At 50.8% G+C, this 20,115-nt stretch carries 19 protein-coding genes; all 19 read left to right on the top strand.

The features are described 5' to 3' along the window. The first annotated feature begins 168 nt into the window (after window positions 1–168). The 19 genes from MKZ24_RS04425 to cysK all read left to right on the top strand — a co-directional run bounded on the left by MKZ24_RS04425 (window position 169) and on the right by cysK (window position 19,902). Window positions 169–441, top strand: a complete 273-nt coding sequence (locus tag MKZ24_RS04425) for an HU family DNA-binding protein (protein ID WP_039309509.1) — start codon at window positions 169–171, stop codon at window positions 439–441. Beyond that, complete coding sequence (locus tag MKZ24_RS04420) at window positions 441–719, top strand: RNA-binding S4 domain-containing protein (RefSeq protein ID WP_036723951.1); 279 nt, start codon at window positions 441–443, stop codon at window positions 717–719. Before MKZ24_RS04425 ends, MKZ24_RS04420 begins: the two co-directional genes overlap by 1 nt. A gap of 138 nt (window positions 720–857) precedes the next feature. Next, window positions 858–1,142, top strand: a complete 285-nt coding sequence (gene yabP / locus MKZ24_RS04415) for a sporulation protein YabP (RefSeq protein ID WP_039309510.1) — start codon at window positions 858–860, stop codon at window positions 1,140–1,142. Continuing rightward, window positions 1,139–1,702 carry a spore cortex biosynthesis protein YabQ gene (yabQ, locus tag MKZ24_RS04410; RefSeq protein WP_042231430.1) on the top strand — a complete coding sequence of 188 codons (564 nt, stop codon included), beginning with the start codon at window positions 1,139–1,141 and terminating at the stop codon, window positions 1,700–1,702. Before yabP ends, yabQ begins: the two co-directional genes overlap by 4 nt. A gap of 22 nt (window positions 1,703–1,724) precedes the next feature. Then, entirely contained in the window at window positions 1,725–2,057 is a 333-nt protein-coding gene (locus tag MKZ24_RS04405; RefSeq protein ID WP_042231432.1) for an FtsB family cell division protein, read from the top strand. A gap of 127 nt (window positions 2,058–2,184) precedes the next feature. Further along, on the top strand, window positions 2,185–2,688 hold the full coding sequence (locus MKZ24_RS04400; RefSeq protein ID WP_042132690.1) for a S1 domain-containing RNA-binding protein: 504 nt from the start codon (window positions 2,185–2,187) through the stop codon (window positions 2,686–2,688). Between the two features lie 443 nt (window positions 2,689–3,131). Continuing rightward, complete coding sequence (gene spoIIE / locus MKZ24_RS04395) at window positions 3,132–5,639, top strand: stage II sporulation protein E (RefSeq protein WP_042231433.1); 2,508 nt, start codon at window positions 3,132–3,134, stop codon at window positions 5,637–5,639. A 935-nt stretch (window positions 5,640–6,574) separates the two neighbouring features. Then, window positions 6,575–7,321, top strand: a complete 747-nt coding sequence (locus MKZ24_RS04390) for a VWA domain-containing protein (RefSeq protein WP_340781440.1) — start codon at window positions 6,575–6,577, stop codon at window positions 7,319–7,321. After that, window positions 7,311–8,249, top strand: a complete 939-nt coding sequence (locus tag MKZ24_RS04385) for a serine/threonine protein kinase (protein ID WP_340781439.1) — start codon at window positions 7,311–7,313, stop codon at window positions 8,247–8,249. The genes MKZ24_RS04390 and MKZ24_RS04385 overlap by 11 nt, the downstream gene beginning before the upstream one ends. Window positions 8,250–8,323: 74 nt before the next feature. Further along, the gene (tilS, locus tag MKZ24_RS04380; protein WP_340781438.1) at window positions 8,324–9,766 is read left to right on the top strand and encodes a tRNA lysidine(34) synthetase TilS; all 1,443 of its coding nucleotides are present in this window, start codon (window positions 8,324–8,326) and stop codon (window positions 9,764–9,766) included. A gap of 45 nt (window positions 9,767–9,811) precedes the next feature. Further along, window positions 9,812–10,351: a hypoxanthine phosphoribosyltransferase gene (gene hpt, locus MKZ24_RS04375; RefSeq protein ID WP_039309523.1), complete on the top strand. Its 540-nt coding sequence runs from the start codon at window positions 9,812–9,814 to the stop codon at window positions 10,349–10,351. A 111-nt stretch (window positions 10,352–10,462) separates the two neighbouring features. Continuing rightward, window positions 10,463–12,514: an ATP-dependent zinc metalloprotease FtsH gene (gene ftsH / locus MKZ24_RS04370; RefSeq protein WP_042231440.1), complete on the top strand. Its 2,052-nt coding sequence runs from the start codon at window positions 10,463–10,465 to the stop codon at window positions 12,512–12,514. A 215-nt stretch (window positions 12,515–12,729) separates the two neighbouring features. Next, on the top strand, window positions 12,730–13,668 hold the full coding sequence (gene nadA, locus MKZ24_RS04365; protein ID WP_039309543.1) for a quinolinate synthase NadA: 939 nt from the start codon (window positions 12,730–12,732) through the stop codon (window positions 13,666–13,668). A 39-nt stretch (window positions 13,669–13,707) separates the two neighbouring features. Further along, a complete protein-coding gene (gene nadB, locus MKZ24_RS04360; RefSeq protein ID WP_340781437.1) occupies window positions 13,708–15,324 on the top strand; it encodes an L-aspartate oxidase in 1,617 nt (538 codons plus the stop codon). Beyond that, window positions 15,314–16,186 (top strand): carboxylating nicotinate-nucleotide diphosphorylase, encoded by an 873-nt coding sequence (gene nadC, locus MKZ24_RS04355; RefSeq protein ID WP_042231443.1) that lies wholly within the window; start codon window positions 15,314–15,316, stop codon window positions 16,184–16,186. Before nadB ends, nadC begins: the two co-directional genes overlap by 11 nt. Continuing rightward, a complete protein-coding gene (locus tag MKZ24_RS04350) occupies window positions 16,186–16,953 on the top strand; it encodes a type III pantothenate kinase (RefSeq protein ID WP_039309527.1) in 768 nt (255 codons plus the stop codon). The genes nadC and MKZ24_RS04350 overlap by 1 nt, the downstream gene beginning before the upstream one ends. Window positions 16,954–17,000: 47 nt before the next feature. Next, window positions 17,001–17,885, top strand: coding sequence for an Hsp33 family molecular chaperone HslO (gene hslO, locus MKZ24_RS04345; RefSeq protein ID WP_042231450.1), 885 nt, complete (start codon window positions 17,001–17,003; stop codon window positions 17,883–17,885). Between the two features lie 9 nt (window positions 17,886–17,894). Next, on the top strand, window positions 17,895–18,839 hold the full coding sequence (locus MKZ24_RS04340) for a peptidylprolyl isomerase (RefSeq protein WP_340781436.1): 945 nt from the start codon (window positions 17,895–17,897) through the stop codon (window positions 18,837–18,839). 124 nt (window positions 18,840–18,963) lie between these two features. Further along, entirely contained in the window at window positions 18,964–19,902 is a 939-nt protein-coding gene (gene cysK, locus MKZ24_RS04335; protein ID WP_340781435.1) for a cysteine synthase A, read from the top strand. The last annotated feature ends 213 nt before the right edge of the window (window positions 19,903–20,115 follow it).

Genomic DNA, 20,115 nt, shown 5'->3' with positions numbered 1-20,115 from the left:
GTCCCGGTTCTCTGCCAGCGGTTACTTTTTTAAAAAAAGGGCGGATCATGGCAGGAATTGAAGGCAGCATCAAGAATATCATAAAGACGAAATGACGATTTGCGGCATTTTTTGCCAGCGAGCCGGAATTTCATTTATTTTTTTGTATCCTAGGAGGAACTTCAAATTATGAACAAGACAGATCTGGTAAACAACATTTCCGAAAAAAGCGGATTGGCCAAAAAAGATGTAGAAGCGGTACTCAATGGGGTTCTGGGCGAAATTACAGAAGCTCTGGCAAGCGGAGATAAAGTGCAGCTGATCGGATTCGGCACTTTTGAAACCCGCAAACGTTCCGGCCGTACCGGCCGTAACCCGCAATCGGGCACACCTATTGAAATCCCTGAATCGACTGTACCGGCCTTCAAGGCAGGTAACAAGCTTAAAGAAGCCGTTAACTAATGCGTCTGGACAAGTTCCTGAAAGTTTCCCGTCTGATCAAGCGCCGCACCGTGGCCAAGGATGTGTCCGAACAGGGCCGGGTACTGATCAATGGACGGGAATCCAAACCGAGCAGCACTGTGAAGATCGGTGACGAGATTACCGTGCAGTTCGGCCAAAAGCTTGTGACGGTCAAAGTCGAAAAGCTGGTGGAGACCACCCGCAAGGACGAGGCCGCCGGAATGTATACCCTGCTCCGTGAAGAGCCTGTGGCCAAAAGCACCGGACTCGACTGGTAAGGCAGATTTCAGTCAGTAATCGAAAGCGTAACTTTACTCTATGTGAAGTTACGCTTTTTTACGATGCATGGCACGCCTTCATGTTCTATACCCTGTCCTTCCGTCATAGATTAGAACCAAGAAGGAGGGGTACATGCTATGATCGAGCCAGCCAAAGTCAATAAACAACATGATCTGCACATGCACAGCCGTAAACAGGTCGAACTTACGGGCGTGCAGAATGTAGAGAGCTTTGACAGCGAGGAGTTTCTGCTACGTACGGAACTCGGCCATCTCACCATTCGGGGAAGTCATTTACATATCAAAAATTTGAGTCTGGAGAATGGATTGTTGTCACTTGAAGGCAATGTTCATTCCCTGATTTATCTGGATCCCGGTACGCAGGGCAAAAATAAAGGGATTCTCCGTAAGCTGTTCAAATGAATCCCGCGGTCCAATGGATCACCCTGCTCTATATGGTGCTGGCCGGCACAACCATGGGACTGGCCTATGACAGCTACCGGGTGCTGTCGCTGAAGCTGAGCTTTCCCAAATGGCTGAATGCGCTGCTGGATTTGCTGTACTGGATAGCAGCTGCCCTGTTCGTCTTTCGCATGCTTTATGCCGGAAATCAGGGACAATTGAGGTTTTATGTCTTTCTCGGACTCTTTCTAGGTGTATGGATCTATTTTTTGATCTTCAGTGTTACGGTGCGGCGTTTTGTGTTAATGTTAATTCAGTCGGTTCAGTATACGTGCAGGCTGCTATGGAGATGTATTGAGATCGTGATCGGATGGCCGCTTCTCTGGCTGTGGCGCCTTGTAAAGGGAACGCTGCTGCTGCTCGGCCGGATCCTACTCTATATTTTCAAGCTGCTGCTGCGTCTAACCAAGCCAATCTGGGTACTTCCTGTAAGGTGGGTCTCTCCGTATCTTTCCCGGTTCTATCATAGTCCCAGGGTAGTGAGGATCACTAAATGGATATCGGGATGGCGGAAACGCTGATCTTGAACTGGGGGTACGCTGTATGAACAGATTCTCTGCGGAAGAGAAGAATAATAACAATAAGGCTTCGGCCGCAGGCGCGAAGAGAAGAAAGTTTATATGGATTTTTGTAGTGGCGGTATTCTTCGGCTGGGCCGGGTTTACTTTCTTTGCCCAGAGTTCAGCTATTGCCGACAAGACTGAACAGCTTGCGAAGAAGCAGCAGAGCAATGAAAGCGTCACAGCTTCGCTCAACCAACTGAAATATGAAGTCTCGCGGCTGAATAATGATGAGTATATCGGACAATTAGCGCGTAAATGGTATAATATGTATCCAGAAGGTGAATCACCTATCCGCACAGAGCAATCTGAGTAATAAAAGCAGGCTAAAAGGGGCTTTCGCTCTGTTGCCTTGCTTTGTTCTTTACTGTATAATCAAATCACCGCAGACAGGATGAACTAATATTCGTCTGTATATTTTTAAGGGAGGATCATTTTATTCTATGGCAATTGAAGTGGGCACCAAGTTAGAGGGCAAGGTGACAGGCATCACGCATTTCGGAGCATTTGTGGATCTGTCAGGAGGTGTCACAGGTCTCGTTCACATCTCGGAGATCGCCGATAACTACGTCAAGGATGTTAACGATCATTTGAAGATTGCGGATGTAGTAACCGTCAAGGTGATCAATGTTGACAAGGACGGCAAGATCGGACTTTCCATTAAGCAGGCCGTTGATAAGCCGGCGTCGGAAGTACGTCCCCCCAGAGCTCCAAGACCAGAACGTCCAAGCGGTGGAGACCGTTTCGGCGGTGGTGGCGGCAGTGGCGGAGGCGGCGGTGGTGGATTCAATCGTGAACGGGGTGGGCGTCCATTCAAGCCTGCAGCCGGTAAACCTTCATTCGAGGATAAAATGTCACGCTTCCTGAAAGACAGCGAAGAACGGATATCTTCGATCAAGAAGAACACAGAAGGAAAGCGCGGCGGCCGTGGAGCCAAGCGCGTATAATCTGAGTCTTGCACATCATAAATAACCGCTGGGGCTTCATGCCCTTCGCGGTTTTTTTGTTTGTCCTGGTAATTGTTCAATTCCTGGCATTTGCCCGCGGGTGGCAGGAAGCTCTGCAATACCTTCAGTGTAGGATTCGCAGCCGGGCTGTTTTTTGTCGGCCACAAACAAATTGCCGACAGCATCCAAGCCATTCTCACATAACTCTAGGGCAAAAGCTGACGAATGTCTGCGGGGGCACCGGCAACGTCTGCCGTCAAGGCCAGCCCCAGCATGGGCTAACCTTTTGCTCCGTAAGGGTTAGAAAGGTTTTTCCATAAAATGTCGGCAGAGGCTTTTTTGTCGGAATATTTTTGCAGCCTGCTCTCTGTTTCTGACAAACTTTCATAAGACCCCCGCTATATAATGAGAACCATAAATTCATATACGGGTGGTGCAGGGGAATGAGTAAAAGCAATGTGGTGAATTTGCCGGAGTGGACAAGAGCAGGAAGCAAAGACAAGGTTCAGAAGGAAGCTTGGAGTACACGTCTGAAGGCGTGGAGTATGAGACAGCCGGTCCTCCAGTTCATCGCGGTCAAGAAGTGGGCACTGCTGCTGAGTCTGATGGGCTTTTTACTAGGCCGTGCCATGATTTTGGACGAGCTGACTCCCTTTGCTGCCGCTTATTTCGCCGTCATTGTATTTATGCGCAGGGACTCTACGCTGCCTGTGGCTGCGGCTATTCTTCTCGGAAGTCTGTTTACCCCGTTTCCCGGTGCTATAGTGGTTGCCGCAGAGCTGATTATCTTTTATCTGATTTACAAAGGAATGGAGAACTTCCAGCGGGTGGATCTGTCCTATGCGCCGCTCATGGTATTCGTCGCTTCTTTTATGGTGGGACTGTTCCGGGTGGTAATCGGGCCGACGCTGGCCTGGTATCCGCTGATGATGGCAACGATTGATGCCTTGCTTGGGTTTGTGCTGACGCTCGTATTCCTGCAGGCGCTTCCAGTGTTCACTTATAAGCAAAAAAGCAGGGCGCTTCGCAATGAAGAGGTCCTCTGCCTGATTATTCTGCTGGCCTCCGTGATGACAGGCCTGGTCGGGTGGACGGTAAATGGCCTTTCTCTGGAGCATATTTTATCGCGTTTCCTCATTCTGCTCTTTGCCCTTGCCGGTGGAGCCCCGCTCGGCGCAGCCGTCGGTGTCGTCACCGGTCTGATCCTTAGTCTGGCTGATGTAAGTGCCATTTATCAGATGAGTCTGCTGGCCTTCTCCGGTATGCTGGCGGGAATGATGCAGTCCGGACGCAAAGGGGCCGTCTCAATCGGGATGCTGCTGGGTTCAACCATATTGTCGGTATATTTCATGGGACCAGGCGATGTGATGAATTCCACCTGGGAGACCTGCGCCGCCGTAGTGTTGTTTCTTTTGACACCTAAAGGCATTATTTCTGCCATTGCCAAATATGTACCGGGCACTGCTGATCATAGCCGCTCTCAACATGAATATGCCCGCAGAGTACGGGATATTACAGCAGACCGGGTTACCCAATTCTCTCAGGTATTCCGTCAGCTCTCCAGCAGCTTTGGTCAAATTCCCCGTGCCACGGAAGCCGGTAAAAGCGACCGTGAAATGGAGGACTTTATGAAAACGGTAACGGAAGGAGCCTGCGCCGGCTGCATCCGGCGTACCCACTGCTGGGATGCCAAGTTCTATCAGACATACAGATATATGACCGATATGATGACTACTGTGGAAGAATGCCCCGACATTACAGCGGCCCAGCTGCCTCCGGAATGGAACCGGATCTGCGGCAAGACGGGCGAAGTACTCGAAGTAATGAAGGGCCAATATGAACTCTATCAGCATGATATGCGCTGGAAGCGGCAAATATACGACAGCCGCCAATTTGTTGCCGAACAATTATCCGGGGTCTCTCAGGTTATGGAGGATCTGGCGAAGGAGATCAAGCGGGAAGGCCAGGCGATGTACCGCCAGGAGGGACAGATCCGCGAGGCACTGGAGAAGCTGGGCCTGTCAATTCATACCATAGAAATTCTAAGCCTTGATCCCGGCCGGGTAGAGATTGAAGTGGTGCATGCTTATACCCGGGGCTTCGACGAATGCCGCAAAATGATTGCCCCGTTGCTCTCCGATATCCTGGAGGAGAATATTGCGGTGGTAAGTGAAACAGCGGTGCACCCGCGCGAAGGCTTATCTATGGTGACTTTTGGTTCAGCCAAGGCTTATGAAATTAACACAGGTGTAGCCGGTGCTGCCAAAGGAGGCGATATAATGTCCGGCGACAGCTTCAGTACGGTGGAGCTCGGAAATGGCACCTTTGCTGTGTCGATCAGTGATGGAATGGGCAACGGCGAGCGGGCCCGGATGGAGAGCAGTGCTGCGCTATCCATGCTGGAGAAGCTGCTGCAATCAGGGATGGATGAGAAGCTGGCGGTCAAATCTGTCAATTCGATTCTGCTGCTGCGTTCCCCGGATGAATTCTATGCGACCGTGGATATGGCGCTGATCGATCAATATTCGGCGCAGACCATCTTCATGAAGATTGCGTCAGCACCAAGCTTTATCCGGCGGGGCAGCGAGGTTATTCCGGTGACAGCCAGCAATCTGCCGATTGGAATTATTAAAGATATTGAAGTGGACCTGGTCACCATGCAGCTGCGTCCCGGAGATATTCTCATTATGATGACCGATGGTATTTATGATGCGCCCGGATATGCCGTTAATAAAGAGATATGGATGAAACGACTGATTCAGGAGCTGGAAGGCGATGATCCTCAGGATATGGCCGACAGCCTGCTGGATAAAGTAATCCGTTACCAGGGCAATGAGATCCATGATGATATGACGATTGTCGTCAGCCGTGTCGATCATTTCCATCCCGAGTGGTCAAGCCTGCATATGCCGGGAGTGGGCCGGATGGAGAGACCGCGCACAGTTAGTTAGGTAACCTATCATTTACCTGACACTGTTCTTTCATTATCTTCTATATAAGATTAGCAAAACTTAAGAATGACAGCCGGCAGCCGATAAAAGATTCCCCTGCAGGGTAAGGATTCCTCCATGCAGTAAGTTGGATTCTTAGGTCCACTCTGTCTTCTGCCCGGTATGCAGCAATGGGATTCAGGGAACTTAGGCAGGCAATACCGGTTCGTCTCTGTGCAGACATTAAATGTTGTACTGAGTGCAGCTTTGATATGAAGAAACCAGGGTGTTTGGAAAAATTGTTGTACGAAATACAAGAATTGCTCCGCAAAGTGGCTGGAAGCTGAGAAATCCTGCATTTCGTACAACAATATCCGTTTAAGGGTGATTGGTATGAGGGAATTGTTGTATTTGGTGCAGGATTTAAGACCTCAGACTGGAGGAGCGATAGCGGGCACTTAATAGTTATCTGCATGATAACTTATCAATTTAGCTGCAGCAGTCACCAGATTCCCACCAACTAGCTAAGTGGTTAACCAAGTTGATCACCACTGGAGGTTCCAAATATTCTGCTGGCTGAGGCCTGTGTTCTCAATCTTGCGTTAACCGGCAAGTGCATTCCATCCACTGGCCCGTTTCTGCCCGCCCCGTTTCAACCGCCGCTGACTCAGCGGCGTAAACTTGTATTGATGGAAAGTGAAGTATATGGAACGGAGAGGAATTTTGGAGCCGCAGAAGCGGCAGTGTTCGCCTTTGTCCTCTGATTTCAACCGCAAACTGCGTTACTCAAATCAGGAAATCAGAGGACAACAGCGATCGGAGGGCCAAAACTTTCTCGCAGTGGCCCTTATTTCACGAAGCCATTCGATTCAAGTTTTTCCCGCTAAGCGGCGTTTGAAATCTCTCTACCTTGGATATGCTAGAACTAGATACAAGGCAAAGGGGAGTGAACGGTCATGAAGCAGATCCTACTCATTACTGACGGTTGTTCGAATGTGGGGGAAAGTCCGGTACTTGCGGCGGCGCATGCCCGGCAGGAGGGTATTACGGTCAATGTCGTAGGAGTCGTGGACTATGGAACGATCGGTGAACTCGGAAGCCGGGAGATCGCTGATATTGCCAAAGCGGGAGGCGGACTCAGCCGGATTGCCTCAACGTCGCAGCTGGCACAGACCATTCAGATGATGACCCGCAAGACCGTGGTTCAGACGATCCAGCAGGCGGTTAATAAAGAGGTAAAAAAAATTCTCGGCGAGGGTTCCCTCGAAGAACTGCCTCCGCAGCAGCGGTCACAGGTGGTTACGGTTGTCGATGAGCTGACCGAGACTTCTCCGCTGCGTATTGCCCTATTAATTGATGCAAGTGCGAGCATGAAGCCCAAGCTGGGTGCCGTGGAGGATGCCATCCGTGATTTGGCTCTCAGTCTGGAGGCACGGGAAGGGCGGAGCGAGCTTGCCGTGTTCCATTTCCCCGGGCGTACCAGCAGTGAAGATATCGTGCTGGATATGGACTGGACGCGGAATGTATCGGAAGTCCGCTCACTGTTCTCCAGGCTGAAGATGCGGGGGGCTACTCCGACAGGACCGGCTATTTTCAAGGTGCTCGAACATTACCGTTATGATAAACTGGATGAACCTCGTGACTATCTTGTGAATGGGGATGACGAGGCAAGAGAAGGGATGATTGGTGGGTATGTCGTCTAATCCACCCTTTCCGGCAGGCACTGTAATTACCGGCAAATGGCGGGGGAACCGTTATGTTGTGGAGCGGATGCTGGGGAAAGGGGCAAACGGAACCGTATATCTTGTGCAGCGGGAAGGCCGGCGGGAGCGGTATGCGCTCAAAATCGGATACGATACGCTGGAGCTGCAGTCAGAAATCAATGTACTGACTTCTCTGCAATCCTGCCGTAAACGCAGCGAGCACCGGGCACGCAAGGAGTCACCGTTGTCCTCTTACCTGCTGGAATCGGATGATTTCAAGGATAGGGACCATACTCCTTTCTACGTGATGCGTTATGTGGAAGGCAGGCCGCTTCATCATTTTTTGTCCAGGAACGGGGCGTCCTGGCTGGGGCTTGTCGGCATGAAGCTCCTGGAGAAGCTGCAGACCCTGCATGAGTGCGGCTTTGTGTTCGGAGACCTTAAGCCGGAGAATGTCATGGTATCCAATTACGGGGAAGCCGAGCTGATTGACTACGGAGGCGCGAGTCCCCTGGGACGCAGCGTGAAGCAGTTTACCGAATGGCATGACCGCGGGTTCTGGAACGCCGGCAGCCGGACGGGAGACGAGAACTATGATCTGTTTGCTTTTGCCGTACTGTGCCTGCGCCTGCTTAATGAAGAAGGTCTGAAGTCCGCAGCCCAGCAGCTGCCGCAGACCCGGAGTGTGGATGAACTGCTGAAGCTGGCCAGAAATCTGCCTGACAAAAAGCTGGCCTCCTGGCTGTGTCTGGCGCTCAAAGGCGGTTTTCCCGGTTCCTCACAAGCTGCGGAGATCTGGAGAAGTCAGATATACAGAGCACGGAAGACGGGAAAAGATACGATGGCAACTCCCCGCTGGCTCAAAAATGCGTTTGCGCTGTCTTTATTTCTGCTGGCCTTTACGATCTACTGGGTATTCCGTTTTTGAAATTATACATAATACCAGCGTGCTGGAATTCCGGAGCAAGACAGGCAAGTGATCTGCAAGAAAGGATGCCGCATATGGAACAAATGAAAGAACTGGTGGAATCCGTACTGGAGGCTGCGGCTGAGCATGAACTGTGGCAGCCCCATGACACCATAGTAGTCGCAGTTTCCGGAGGGCCGGACTCTGTGGCTCTTTTGCGTATTTTGCACGAGATTGCCGTAAACCGGATGCCATTAACTCTGGTCTGTGCCCATGTGAATCATGGCTTCAGAGCCGAATCAGCGGAAGAGGCGGAGTTTGTCAGGAATATGGCTGCTGAGCTGGGAATCCCTTTTGAGCTCGCGGAGTTTGATATTCCATCCATGGTCAAGGAAATAGGACTGGGTCCGGAAGGAGCGGCAAGGGAGAAACGCTATCAATTTCTGATTGAAACCGCGCACCGTTACCATGCACGTTCTGTCGCACTGGCCCATCATGCCGATGATCAGGCTGAGACTGTGCTGATGCGGCTGCTGCGGGGGAGTGGTCCTTCAGGCCTTGCAGGCATGCGCTGGAAACGGACTGAAAAAAAGGTGGAACTCATCCGCCCCTTCCTGCGTATTAACAAAACAGCTCTTGTCGGCTTATGCCGGGAAGAGGGGTTTGCTTACGCGGAGGATGCCAGCAATCTGCTTATGAAGTATAAGCGGAACGCGGTCAGGCTGGAAGTATTGCCCCTGCTTGAACAGCATAATCCGAGAGTGAGACAATCACTTCTGCAGCTGTCTGAAATTGCCGGTGCGGAAGATGAATATATGGAGGCGAATGCGGCAAAATGCTTCGAAGAGCTTGTTTTTATCGAGCATGGAAAATACACCTTGGAGAGAGCTTCATTTGCGGCCCTACCCTCCGCTTTACAACGGCGTTTGATTAAACTAATATTAAATTATCTGTCAGCGGATTCATCTGTGATGGATTTCCCCAAGATTGAAGCTGTGCGCCGGGGAACGCTGCAGGAGCACCCCACCGTATGGACTTTGGATTTGGGCAGGGGTTTCGTCTGTATGCGGCAATATGATACCCTTTTATTCTCGTCCAAGCCCTTGCTTCGGCAGGTGAGCTATACATACCCTCTGTCTTTGCCTCATCCCCGGATTCACCTGAAGGAGATAGGAAAAGTTATGACGATGAAGGTGCTGGAGAGAGAAGATTTTTTTGCACAGGAGGAGGACTCTGGGAAGATGTCGGCCTGGTTTGACGGCGATGAGCTCGTCTTACCACTCACCATCCGTTCCCGATTGCCTGGAGATACCATAAGGGTTATGGGATTAAACGGAAGCAAAAAGGTAAAAGATATTTACATTGATGATAAAATACCTTCTTCCGAACGCTCTGCGATTCCCCTCGTTTGTGATGGTTTGGGCAATATCGTCTGGATTCCGGGCGTTAGGCGCTCGATGCATGCCGCAGTAGGGCGGCACACGGCCTCGGTGCTTCTCCTGTCCATGGAAGACATGGAACAGGGCGAAGAAACGTAATGGTCGAAGTAAGTCTTTCATAGTATAACTTAGGAGGTTCGCAAGTTGCAGAATGATATTCAAGAAATCTTGATCAGCGAAGAAGAAATCCAACAAAGAATCAGGGAGCTTGGCGCCCAGCTGAGCAAGGAATATGCAGGCCGCACACCTTTAGTCATCTGTGTACTCAAAGGTGCGTTTATCTTTATGGCGGATCTGGTTAAAGTGATTACAGTACCCGTTGAGATGGACTTCATGGCAGTATCCAGCTACGGTGGTACGACCAAATCCTCCGGTGTAGTCAAAATCATCAAGGATCTGGACACATCGGTTGAAGGCCGTGATGTTCTGATTGTCGAGGACATTATCGACAGTGGTCTTACCCTCAGCTATCTGATTGAGATGCTGCAGGGCCGGAATGCTGCTTCCGTCAACGTAGTCACCCTGTTCGATAAACCTTCAGGCCGTGCAGTTAATCTTGAAGCCGAATATACCGGTTTTGTGATCCCTGATGCTTTCCTGGTAGGCTATGGACTCGACTATGCCGAACTGTATCGGAACCTCCCATACGTAGGTGTACTGAAGCCTGAAATTTATTCCAAATGAACCAATCGACAGCCTTAGATTCAAGGATCACTTTTCTGGATTTCCTGACAATTTGAGGAGTCTGGTCAGGCTATGGTACAATAACTTGAGCGTTGTGAGAGGAGGTAGGGGATGAATCGGTTCATCCGGAATTCTGGTTTTTATTTGATTTTATTTTTAGTCGTGGTGGGCATTGTCCAGTTTGTAAGCAATGGAAATGAATCCGCCGATTTCCCTAGATATGATGAGTTAAGACAGGAGATCAAGGACAATAACGTGAAGAGCCTGACGGTTCAGTTTGAGGGTAACGCATTTCTGGTTACAGGCGAATACAAAGAATTGCCACCTGAAACTAAATCTAAGAATTTCTCCACTTATGTTCCTCCTACAGATCGGGCCCTTGATGAACTTATAGCTGCCAGTGAAGATAATGGCGTGGAGCTGACTCAGAAGAAAATGGAAGGCGACAGCATCTGGCTGACATTCCTTTCTTCCATCATTCCATTAGTTATCATGTTCATCCTGTTCTTCTTCCTGTTTAACAATGCACAGGGCGGCGGCGGCAAGGTCATGAATTTCGGCAAGAGCAAAGCCCGGTTATATAATGAAGAGAAGAAGAAAATCAGCTTCGAGGATGTTGCAGGAGCTGATGAAGAGAAGCAAGAGCTGGTGGAGGTCGTGGAATTCCTCAAGGATCCGCGTAAATTCGCAGCTGTAGGTGCACGTATTCCTAAAGGGGTACTCCTTGTGGGACCTCCGGGAACAGGTAAAACCTTGCTGGCCCGTGCGGTAGCAGGTGAAGCCGGTGTTCCATTCTTCAGTATCTCCGGTTCCGACTTTGTGGAAATGTTCGTCGGTGTCGGCGCATCCCGGGTACGTGATTTGTTCGAGAATGCGAAGAAGAATGCTCCTTGTATCATCTTTATCGACGAAATCGATGCTGTGGGACGTCAGCGTGGCGCAGGACTTGGCGGCGGACATGACGAACGCGAACAAACCCTTAACCAATTGCTCGTTGAAATGGACGGCTTTGGCGGCAACGAAGGCATTATCATTGTCGCGGCTACTAACCGCGCCGACATACTGGATCCGGCATTGCTCCGTCCAGGCCGGTTTGACCGTCAGATTACGGTTGACCGTCCAGACGTGAAGGGCCGTGAAGCTGTACTGAAGGTTCATTCCCGCAACAAACCGCTTACCAAGGATGTTCGGCTTGACGTAATTGCCAAGCGTACAACTGGCTTCACCGGTGCGGATCTGGAGAACCTGCTTAACGAAGCGGCACTGCTTGCTGCACGCCGCAACCGTAAGGACATTACCATGCGTGAAGTGGATGAAGCGATTGACCGTGTAATTGTCGGCACAGAGAAACGCAGCCGCGTAATCAGTGACCGCGAGAAACGTATTGTAGCTTACCACGAAGCAGGTCATACCATTGCCGGCTACTTCCTCGAGCATGCCGATGTGGTGCATAAGGTTACCATTATCCCGCGCGGCCGCGCAGGCGGATATGTCATTATGCTTCCTAAGGAAGACCGGATGATCGTTACCAAGCAGGAACTCTTGGATAAGGTTACCGGACTCCTGGGCGGACGTGTTGCTGAAGAATTGTTCATTGGCGAAATCGGCACAGGCGCTTATAGTGACTTCCAGCAGGCTACGCGCATTGTGCGTGCGATGATTATGGAATATGGAATGAGCGATAAGCTTGGGCCATTGCAGTTCGGGACATCCCAAGGCCAAGTCTTCCTTGGCCGTGATATCGGACATGAACAGAACTACAGTGACTCCATTGCTTACGAGATTGATCAGGAAATGCAGAACCTTATCCGCAGCAGCTATGAGCGCTGCAGAGAGCTGCTGACTAAGCATTCCAAAGAAATGCACCTGATTGCGAACACCCTTCTGGAGAAGGAAACGCTGGAACTTGATCAGATCACAGAATTGATTGAGCAAGGCTACCTGACAGAGGATGGCAAACCGGAAGAAACAGAGGCAGTTACGCACGAAGCGGGCGAGCCAGTAATTGATTCTATCGGTGATGTACGTGTACGCATTCAAGGCAAATCCGGTGAAGAACCGCCATTCCTTGGCGATCTGTCCAAGGATATTCCGAATAAACCGGATCCTGAAGAAGGAAACGGTTCGGATGAGGGCAACAAAGGCGGCGGAAGTCTGGTTTAATCACTTTTTGAACAAAACATCGTAATTTTATCCGGAGAACCTGAGGTTCTCCGGATTTTTCTGTCTATACGTACATCAAGACATAGAGCTACACCCGGCTTGCCCGCATTGACAGGGGGTGGAACGTTGTGTACATTAGTGATTAAATATTAAATAAGTTAACTTAATAGAATGTACTGGCTATAAGCCATGAAGACATAAGGGGGAGAATGACCGTGGAAGCTCTGGCGCTTGAGCGCAAGCAGGAACAGAATCGTGAACTTCGTGTGCGCCTCGAACAGCTTAAGAAAGAACGGAATGCAATAATTCTGGCTCATTATTATCAGCGGGATGAAATTCAGGAAGTAGCGGATTTCCGTGGCGACTCTTTTTTACTGGCTCAGAAGGCTGCGGAGACAGAGGCAGATGTGATTGTATTCTGCGGGGTTCACTTTATGGGGGAAAGCGCCAAGATTCTTGCGCCTAACAAAACTGTAATAATTCCTGATGAACGCGCCGGCTGTCCTATGGCGGATATGGTCAACGTGGACGGACTCCGGAAGCTGAAGGCGCAGCATCCTAATGCCAAAGTAGTAACCTATATCAACTCCTCCGCTGAGATCAAAGCAGAAACTGATATTTGCTGTACCTCTGCCAATGCGGTGAAGGTGATTGAATCGCTTGATGCGGAAGAGATTATCTGGGTACCCGATAAGAACCTGGGCCAATATGTTCAGGATAAGACCGGCAAGAAGCTGATTATATGGGAGGGCTACTGTAATACTCACGATATGCTTACCGTCAAGGATGTAGTGGAGATGAGAGCCAAATATCCGGAAGCAGAATTTGTGGTACATCCGGAATGCCGTCCTGAAGTGGTGGCCATGGGTGATTATGTGGGCAGCACAACCTCGATTATAGAGTATTGCCGGAAATCGGACCGCCGGCAGTTTATCGTGGGAACTGAGGATGGAACCGGATATCAGCTGCGTTTGGACAGTCCGGATAAAGAATTCCATTTTGCCACCAAATTTCTGGTCTGTCCCAATATGAAGGTTAACAATTTAAAGAAACTGGTAAAATGCCTGGAGACGATGAAGCCGCAGATTTATGTACCGCCCGCTGTCGCCGACAAAGCCAGAACTTCCCTAGAGCGCATGCTACAAGTCCGGTAGCATGCGCTACTCTTTCGTTGAAACAGGTGAAAAGCGGTCATGATTCCAAAATATTTGGTTGATTTCGATCTTCAGGGGCTTCCTGTAATTAAAACAGACTGTATTGTGATTGGTTCAGGCATTGCCGGTTTGTTCACAGCGATCAAAGCCAGTGAAGACCGGAAGGTCATTATGATTACGAAGAAGACAGTGATGGAGAGCAATACACGGTATGCCCAAGGGGGGATAGCCGCTGTGTTCTCAGACGATGATTCTCCGGTGTACCATCGTCAGGATACCCTGATGGCCGGTGCGGGGCTAAACTCCTCTGCGGCTGTTGATGTACTGGTGAATGAAGGTCCGGAAGGTGTCCGCGAACTCATTCGGCTCGGGACGAAGTTCGACAAGGAGAATGGCGAGCTTGCGTTAACACAAGAGGCAGCACATAGTCACCGTCGTATTCTGCATGCGAATGGGGATGCTACAGGCTATGAAATTGTCCGCGCCTTGGCTGAGCAGGCAGAGCAGCATAAGAATATCGAGGTATGGGATGACCATTATGTCATTGATCTGATTACCGTAGACGGGGAATGCGTGGGGGCACTGGTACAGCGGCCGGGCGGCGGACGTTTGTTCCTGCAAGCCGATGCAACCATCCTGTGCTCAGGCGGAGCAGGGCAATTATACCGCTATACGACCAATCCTGAAGTGGCAACCGGTGACGGTGTCGCCATTGCTTATCGGGCTGGAGCCCATGTACGGGATATGGAATTCATCCAGTTTCACCCGACAGCACTCAGTTATCCCGGAGCGCCGCGCTTCCTGATCTCGGAAGCGGTACGCGGTGAAGGCGCTGTGCTGCGCAATATCAACGGAGACCGTTTTATGGAACGGTACCATGAGCTGCTGGAACTGGCCCCGCGCGATATTGTGGCCCGGGCGATTGTGAGCGAGATGGAGCTGACCAAATCCACCTTTGTCTACCTTGATATTACACATGAATCAGCCGATATGGTCAAACACCGCTTCCCGACGATCTATGAGACCTGTATGAGTTATGGACTGGATATTACAAGTGACTGGATTCCAGTGGCTCCTGCTGCGCATTATATGATGGGGGGCGTCAAGACCGATCTGAACGGGGAGAGCACCGTTTCCCGCCTGTTTGCCTGTGGCGAGGTTTCTTCTACAGGGGTACAGGGAGCCAACCGGCTGGCCAGTAATTCCTTATCGGAAGCGATTGTCTTTGGCCGCCGGATCGTAGAGCGCATCCGTCAGCTCCTGCCGCTTGGGCAAGATACAGTATCAGCAAGCTGTGACCATGGCCGGGTGGAGTCGCCTACCCAGGCAATTGTGGAACGTCGTCTGAAGCTGCAAAAGGTTATGGTACGCTACGCCGGACTACGGCGGAACCAGGAAATGCTGATTAAAGGACTGGATGAATTAAAGCGTCAGCTGCCGATTTTTAATGCGGCACTTACCAAACGTGAAGAATACGAGTTCGCTAATATGCTTACGTGCTGCCTGCTGATTACCGAATCAGCGCTGGCACGGGAGGAGAGCCGCGGCGCTCATTATCGCGAGGATTATCCGCTGCGGAATGATGCAGAGTGGCAGAAGCATCTGCTCCAGATTCGCGAACTGGGAATAGTGGAGGAATTAAGTGATGATGTTTAATGGCTATAATGAAGAACTGCTCCAGTCTATTAAGGGATGGCTGCAGGAGGATGTCGGATCAGGGGATATCACAACACGTACCACTATACCCCAGGGACATGAATCCAAAGGGATTATCCATGCCAAAGAGGACGGAGTAATCTGCGGAATTCCCGTGGCTGAACTGGTTTTTGAGGTGGTAGACCCGACACTCGTATTTACGGCATTGGTTCAAGAGGGCCAGCCTGTGTCCAAAGGCACGGTCATCGCAGAAGTCGAGGGCAGCACGCATGCCATTCTTACAGGCGAACGGCTTGCCCTTAATCTGATGCAACGGTTGTCCGGTGTGGCCTCGCGGACGGCGTCATTCGTGCAAGAGCTTCAAGGTCTGCCAACCCGGCTGGTGGATACCCGCAAGACAACACCAGGTCACCGGATGCTGGAGAAGTATGCTGTGCGCATAGGCGGCGGAGCCAATCACCGCTTCGGCTTATATGACGCGGTAATGATTAAGGATAATCATATCAAGGGCGCCGGAGGCATTCGTCAGGCGGTAGGACGCGCCCGGGCCAATATCCCCCACACCATGACGATCGAAGTGGAAACGGAAAGCCTGGAGCAGGTAGAGGAAGCACTCGCTGCGGGGGCGGACATTATCATGCTTGATAATATGTCTCCTGAGCTGATGACGGAAGCGGTAAGAAGAATCAGAACCAAAGCGCGGCATGTCAAAATCGAGGCTTCAGGCAATGTATCTCTGGAAACGGTACGCGGGATTGCAGAATCGGGTGTAGATGTTATTTCTGTAGGCCGGCTTACCTATTCCTTCGCCAGTCTTGATATCAGTCTGGATCTGAATGGCAAGAAAGGCGGAAATCTCTAATGATACTTGTCGTTGATATCGGGAATACGAACATCGTGCTTGGAGTCTATCGGGGGCCTGAGCTGCTTCATCATTTCCGGCTTAGCACAGCGCGTCAATCGACTGTGGATGAATATGGTGTCCTGATTCATAATCTGTTCCACATGTCGAATATATCGTTTAAAGATGTAGAGGGCGTCATCATCTCCTCAGTTGTTCCGCCGCTGGTTCAGGTTATCGTGGAAATGTGCGTGAAATATATCGGCAAAGACCCGCTGCTCGTAGGCCCCGGAATCAAAACCGGGCTTAATCTGCGTTATGAGAACCCGCGCGAAGTGGGGGCAGACCGGATTGTTAATGCCGTTGCGGCTATCGAGCAGTATAAATGCCCGCTCGTGGTCGTTGATTTTGGTACGGCAACTACGTTTGACTGTATTGATGCCGGAGCGAACTATCTTGGCGGGGCAATCGTGCCGGGTCTCGGAATCTCTACAGAGGCCTTATATCAACGGGCATCCAAGCTGCCGCGGATTGAGCTGGAGAAGCCCAAGAAGGTGATCGGACGCAATACTGTTCACGCGATGCAGGCAGGAATTATTTTTGGCTATGCCGGCCAGGTAGAGGGAATTGTAAGACGCATTAAGCTGGAGATGAATGCGCCCGTTCTCAAGGTTATTGCTACAGGGGGGCTTGCTCCGCTGATTGCCGGCGAGACAGATTGCATTGATGAGGTTAATCCGATGCTCACGCTGGAAGGACTGCGTATTATTTACAATCGTAACAAATAATCATGAAATGAAACCTTATACAGACAGATAGGAGGAGTATGCACCCAATGGAAAAAAAGAAGGATCGGCTTATCCGGGGAACTGCCATGAACGGGAAGGTCAGAGCGTTCGCAGTCCGGACAACAGAACTTGTCGACGAATTGCGGCGCAGACATGATACCTATCCGACAGCTACAGCTGCGCTTGGCCGTACTGTAACCGCCGCAGCCATCATGGGCGCTATGCTCAAGGGTCAGGAGAAGCTGGCGATTATGGTCAAAGGGAATGGACCGATCGGACAGATTACGGCCGAATCCAACGCCCTGGGCGAGGTTCGCGGTTATGTGAGTAATCCGCATGTTCATCTGCCGAGCAATAGCCTTGGCAAGCTGGATGTCGCAGGTGCTGTGGGTACGGAAGGATTCATTGATATCAGCAAGGATCTGGGGATGAAAGAGCCGTATCGCGGCAGTGTGCCTATTGTCTCAGGAGAACTGGGCGAGGATTTCACTTATTATTTTGCCGTTTCGGAACAAACACCTGCTGCTGTAGGGCTGGGTGTATTGGTGGAGACAGATAATTCGGTAAGAGTTGCCGGAGGGTTCATCATTCAACTGCTTCCCGGCCTGACAGATGAAGAGATCACCGAGATTGAGCATGCCGTCGGAGCGATGCCTTCAGTGACGGCGATCCTGGACCAGGGCCTTGAGCCTGAAGAGATGCTTCGTTTGCTGCTGCCGGATGCTGTAGTCCTTGATGAACTCGAGATCTCTTTTGTCTGTCAATGCTCGCGTGAGCGGATAGAAGAGACACTGGTCAGTCTGGGCCAGCACGAACTGGAGCAGCTGATCGAAGAAGATGATCAGGCTGAAGTCATATGTCATTACTGTAATGAAGCTTATGTGTTTAACAAGGATGAACTGCAGGTAATCCTCGATCAAGCGAAATCGTAGGGCTATGAGATGATGACAAGACAGGAGCGCGCGCTGCGCAATACCGTTATATTACTCGCCGTCGCGACCTTAATGCTTGGAGGTCTTTTATTCTGGAGCCTGCGTGCAATGGCCCTGCTTAAGGGAGAGGCTGCAGACGGGGAGGCTTCGGATATTGCTGCCGCTGGAGGCCAGCCGGTCACGGACCGGGAATGGATAGATGAACTCAAAAAAAAGCATGGAGCTGAAGTGCTGCTGGGCATGCTTAATCATATCGTTGTTGGCAAGGAAGCCAAAGCTCTCGGTATTACCGTGACCGATGAGGAGATTGAGCAGGAATTGAAGCGCGGCATGTCCGGCTACGGTTCAGAGGAGCAGTATTATGATCAGATGCAGTCTGAGCTTGGTCTTTCCCGCCAGGAGCTGCACGACGAGACCGCGTATCGGCTGACGCTTCAAGCGGTAGCCACCGCCGGTATCACGGTTAGTGAAATTGAAATTGATGAATATTTGACCCAAAACGCCGAGAGATTTACTCCCAGGAAGCAAATGCAGCTCTCTATGATTAAGCTGGCAACCTATAACGGGGCTAATCAGGTTATGGACCGCCTGGAGCAGGGAGAGGATTTCGCCGGCCTGGCCAGAGAGGTATCCATTGATGAGGAGAGCCGCCAGCATGGCGGTAATATCGGAACAGTGGAGGAGAATGATCCGTTCTGGCCGGAGGAACTGCTGAAGACAGCAGCGGGCCTTGAGGCGGGAGACATCGCAGGGCCGCTGCAGGTCGAAGGCGGCTATGCCGTAATCCGGCTGGAGAAGCTTATTGATCCCGGGAAGCCGGATCAGGATGAGCTCCGAGGGCTGATACGCCAGGAGCTGGCGCTTGAACAAGCAGCGCCCCTGCAACAGGTGGAAAGCGATTTGCGTGCCAAATATGCTACAGCAATATATATTGACAACAGCCTGCAAGATTGATAATATGAAATTATGTAAAACCTACTGATTTAGTCGGAAATAATAAGCGGCACAACATATGCGAATCATAACTGTCACAGGTTCCGCACCCAATTCATCTATCATCCCAAGGAGGTTTTTGCTCATGGCTAAAGTCGTCAACAGTGTAACAGATTTGATCGGTGGCACACCGCTCGTTCGTCTGGGTCGGATTGTTCCGGAAGGTTCAGCAGAAATTTACTTGAAGCTGGAATATCAAAATCCGGGTTCGAGTGTGAAAGACCGCATCGCTATCAGCATTGTGGAAGAAGCTGAGAAGGACGGTTCCCTGAAACCTGGAGGCACCATTGTAGAAGCGACCAGCGGTAATACAGGGATTGGCCTGGCGCTTGTGGCTGCTGCCAAAGGCTACAAGGCGATTATTGTTATGCCTGAAACGATGAGCCTTGAGCGCCGCAACCTGCTGCGTGCTTATGGTGCTGAGCTGGTATTGACTCCAGGATCCGAGGGGATGAACGGGGCAGTTAAGAAAGCTGAGCAAATCCTCAGTGAGAATCCGGATTACTTCCTTGCAGAGCAGTTTAAGAACAAAGCCAATGTGAAGATTCACCGCGAGACCACTGGACCGGAGATCGTGGAAGCAATCGAATCCATTGGCGGACCCCTGGATGCGTTCATCGCAGGTGTCGGTACAGGCGGAACGATCAGCGGCGCGGGTGAAGTGTTGAAGAGCCAGTATCCTGATGTGAAGATCTATGCTGTAGAACCTGCAGCTTCCCCAATCCTGGCCGGAGGCAAGCCGGGTCCCCACAAAATCCAGGGGATTGGCGCCAACTTCGTTCCTGAAATCCTGAACCAGGATATCTATGATGAAATCATTCATGTAGAGAATGACGAAGCCTTTGAAACGGCCCGCCGTGTAGCCAAAGAGGAAGGCGTTCTGTCCGGTATTTCTTCCGGCGCTGCTGTATTTGCTGCCCTCAAAGTAGCTAAGGAACTGGGCGTAGGCAAAAAGATCGTTGTTATTATCCCAAGTAACGGCGAACGTTATCTGAGCACACCGCTGTATAACTTTGAAGTATAATTGCTGAGAACCAGCAATTCAGAAGAGCCTGTGATCCGCTTCCATAGGGATATCGCAGGCTCTTTTTCTGAATAATAAGCAATTATTAGGTTTACGGGCTTTTCAAAGTAACCGGATGTACAGTATACTGACAGGCAATAAACTATCGTAGAAGCCAGCGTATGCTTTCAAGGCTATGCTTCACAAAACTTAGCACATGCTTCCGAAGCGAGT

The sequence above is a fragment of the Paenibacillus sp. FSL R7-0297 genome (genome assembly GCF_038009025.1).
In the GTDB taxonomy this organism is placed as follows: domain Bacteria; phylum Bacillota; class Bacilli; order Paenibacillales; family Paenibacillaceae; genus Paenibacillus_AQ.
Note: the sequence above shows the minus strand (reverse complement) of the source record. Positions and strands in the feature narration are given on the sequence as shown.

Bases quoted from the DNA above. Each gene is read 5' to 3' on its own strand.
- spoIIE (WP_042231433.1), top strand. From the start codon at position 3,132: ATGAGTAAAAGCAATGTGGTGAATTTGCCGGAGTGGACAAGAGCAGGA.
- hslO (WP_042231450.1), top strand. From the start codon at position 17,001: ATGGAAAAAAAGAAGGATCGGCTTATCCGGGGAACTGCCATGAACGGG.
- MKZ24_RS04425 (WP_039309509.1), top strand. From the start codon at position 169: ATGAACAAGACAGATCTGGTAAACAACATTTCCGAAAAAAGCGGATTG.
- MKZ24_RS04400 (WP_042132690.1), top strand. From the start codon at position 2,185: ATGGCAATTGAAGTGGGCACCAAGTTAGAGGGCAAGGTGACAGGCATC.
- MKZ24_RS04420 (WP_036723951.1), top strand. From the start codon at position 441: ATGCGTCTGGACAAGTTCCTGAAAGTTTCCCGTCTGATCAAGCGCCGC.
- MKZ24_RS04350 (WP_039309527.1), top strand. From the start codon at position 16,186: ATGATACTTGTCGTTGATATCGGGAATACGAACATCGTGCTTGGAGTC.
- MKZ24_RS04340 (WP_340781436.1), top strand. From the start codon at position 17,895: ATGATGACAAGACAGGAGCGCGCGCTGCGCAATACCGTTATATTACTC.
- yabQ (WP_042231430.1), top strand. From the start codon at position 1,139: ATGAATCCCGCGGTCCAATGGATCACCCTGCTCTATATGGTGCTGGCC.
- cysK (WP_340781435.1), top strand. From the start codon at position 18,964: ATGGCTAAAGTCGTCAACAGTGTAACAGATTTGATCGGTGGCACACCG.
- MKZ24_RS04405 (WP_042231432.1), top strand. From the start codon at position 1,725: ATGAACAGATTCTCTGCGGAAGAGAAGAATAATAACAATAAGGCTTCG.
- tilS (WP_340781438.1), top strand. From the start codon at position 8,324: ATGGAACAAATGAAAGAACTGGTGGAATCCGTACTGGAGGCTGCGGCT.
- nadB (WP_340781437.1), top strand. From the start codon at position 13,708: ATGATTCCAAAATATTTGGTTGATTTCGATCTTCAGGGGCTTCCTGTA.
- MKZ24_RS04390 (WP_340781440.1), top strand. From the start codon at position 6,575: ATGAAGCAGATCCTACTCATTACTGACGGTTGTTCGAATGTGGGGGAA.
- yabP (WP_039309510.1), top strand. From the start codon at position 858: ATGATCGAGCCAGCCAAAGTCAATAAACAACATGATCTGCACATGCAC.
- ftsH (WP_042231440.1), top strand. From the start codon at position 10,463: ATGAATCGGTTCATCCGGAATTCTGGTTTTTATTTGATTTTATTTTTA.
- nadC (WP_042231443.1), top strand. From the start codon at position 15,314: ATGATGTTTAATGGCTATAATGAAGAACTGCTCCAGTCTATTAAGGGA.
- MKZ24_RS04385 (WP_340781439.1), top strand. From the start codon at position 7,311: ATGTCGTCTAATCCACCCTTTCCGGCAGGCACTGTAATTACCGGCAAA.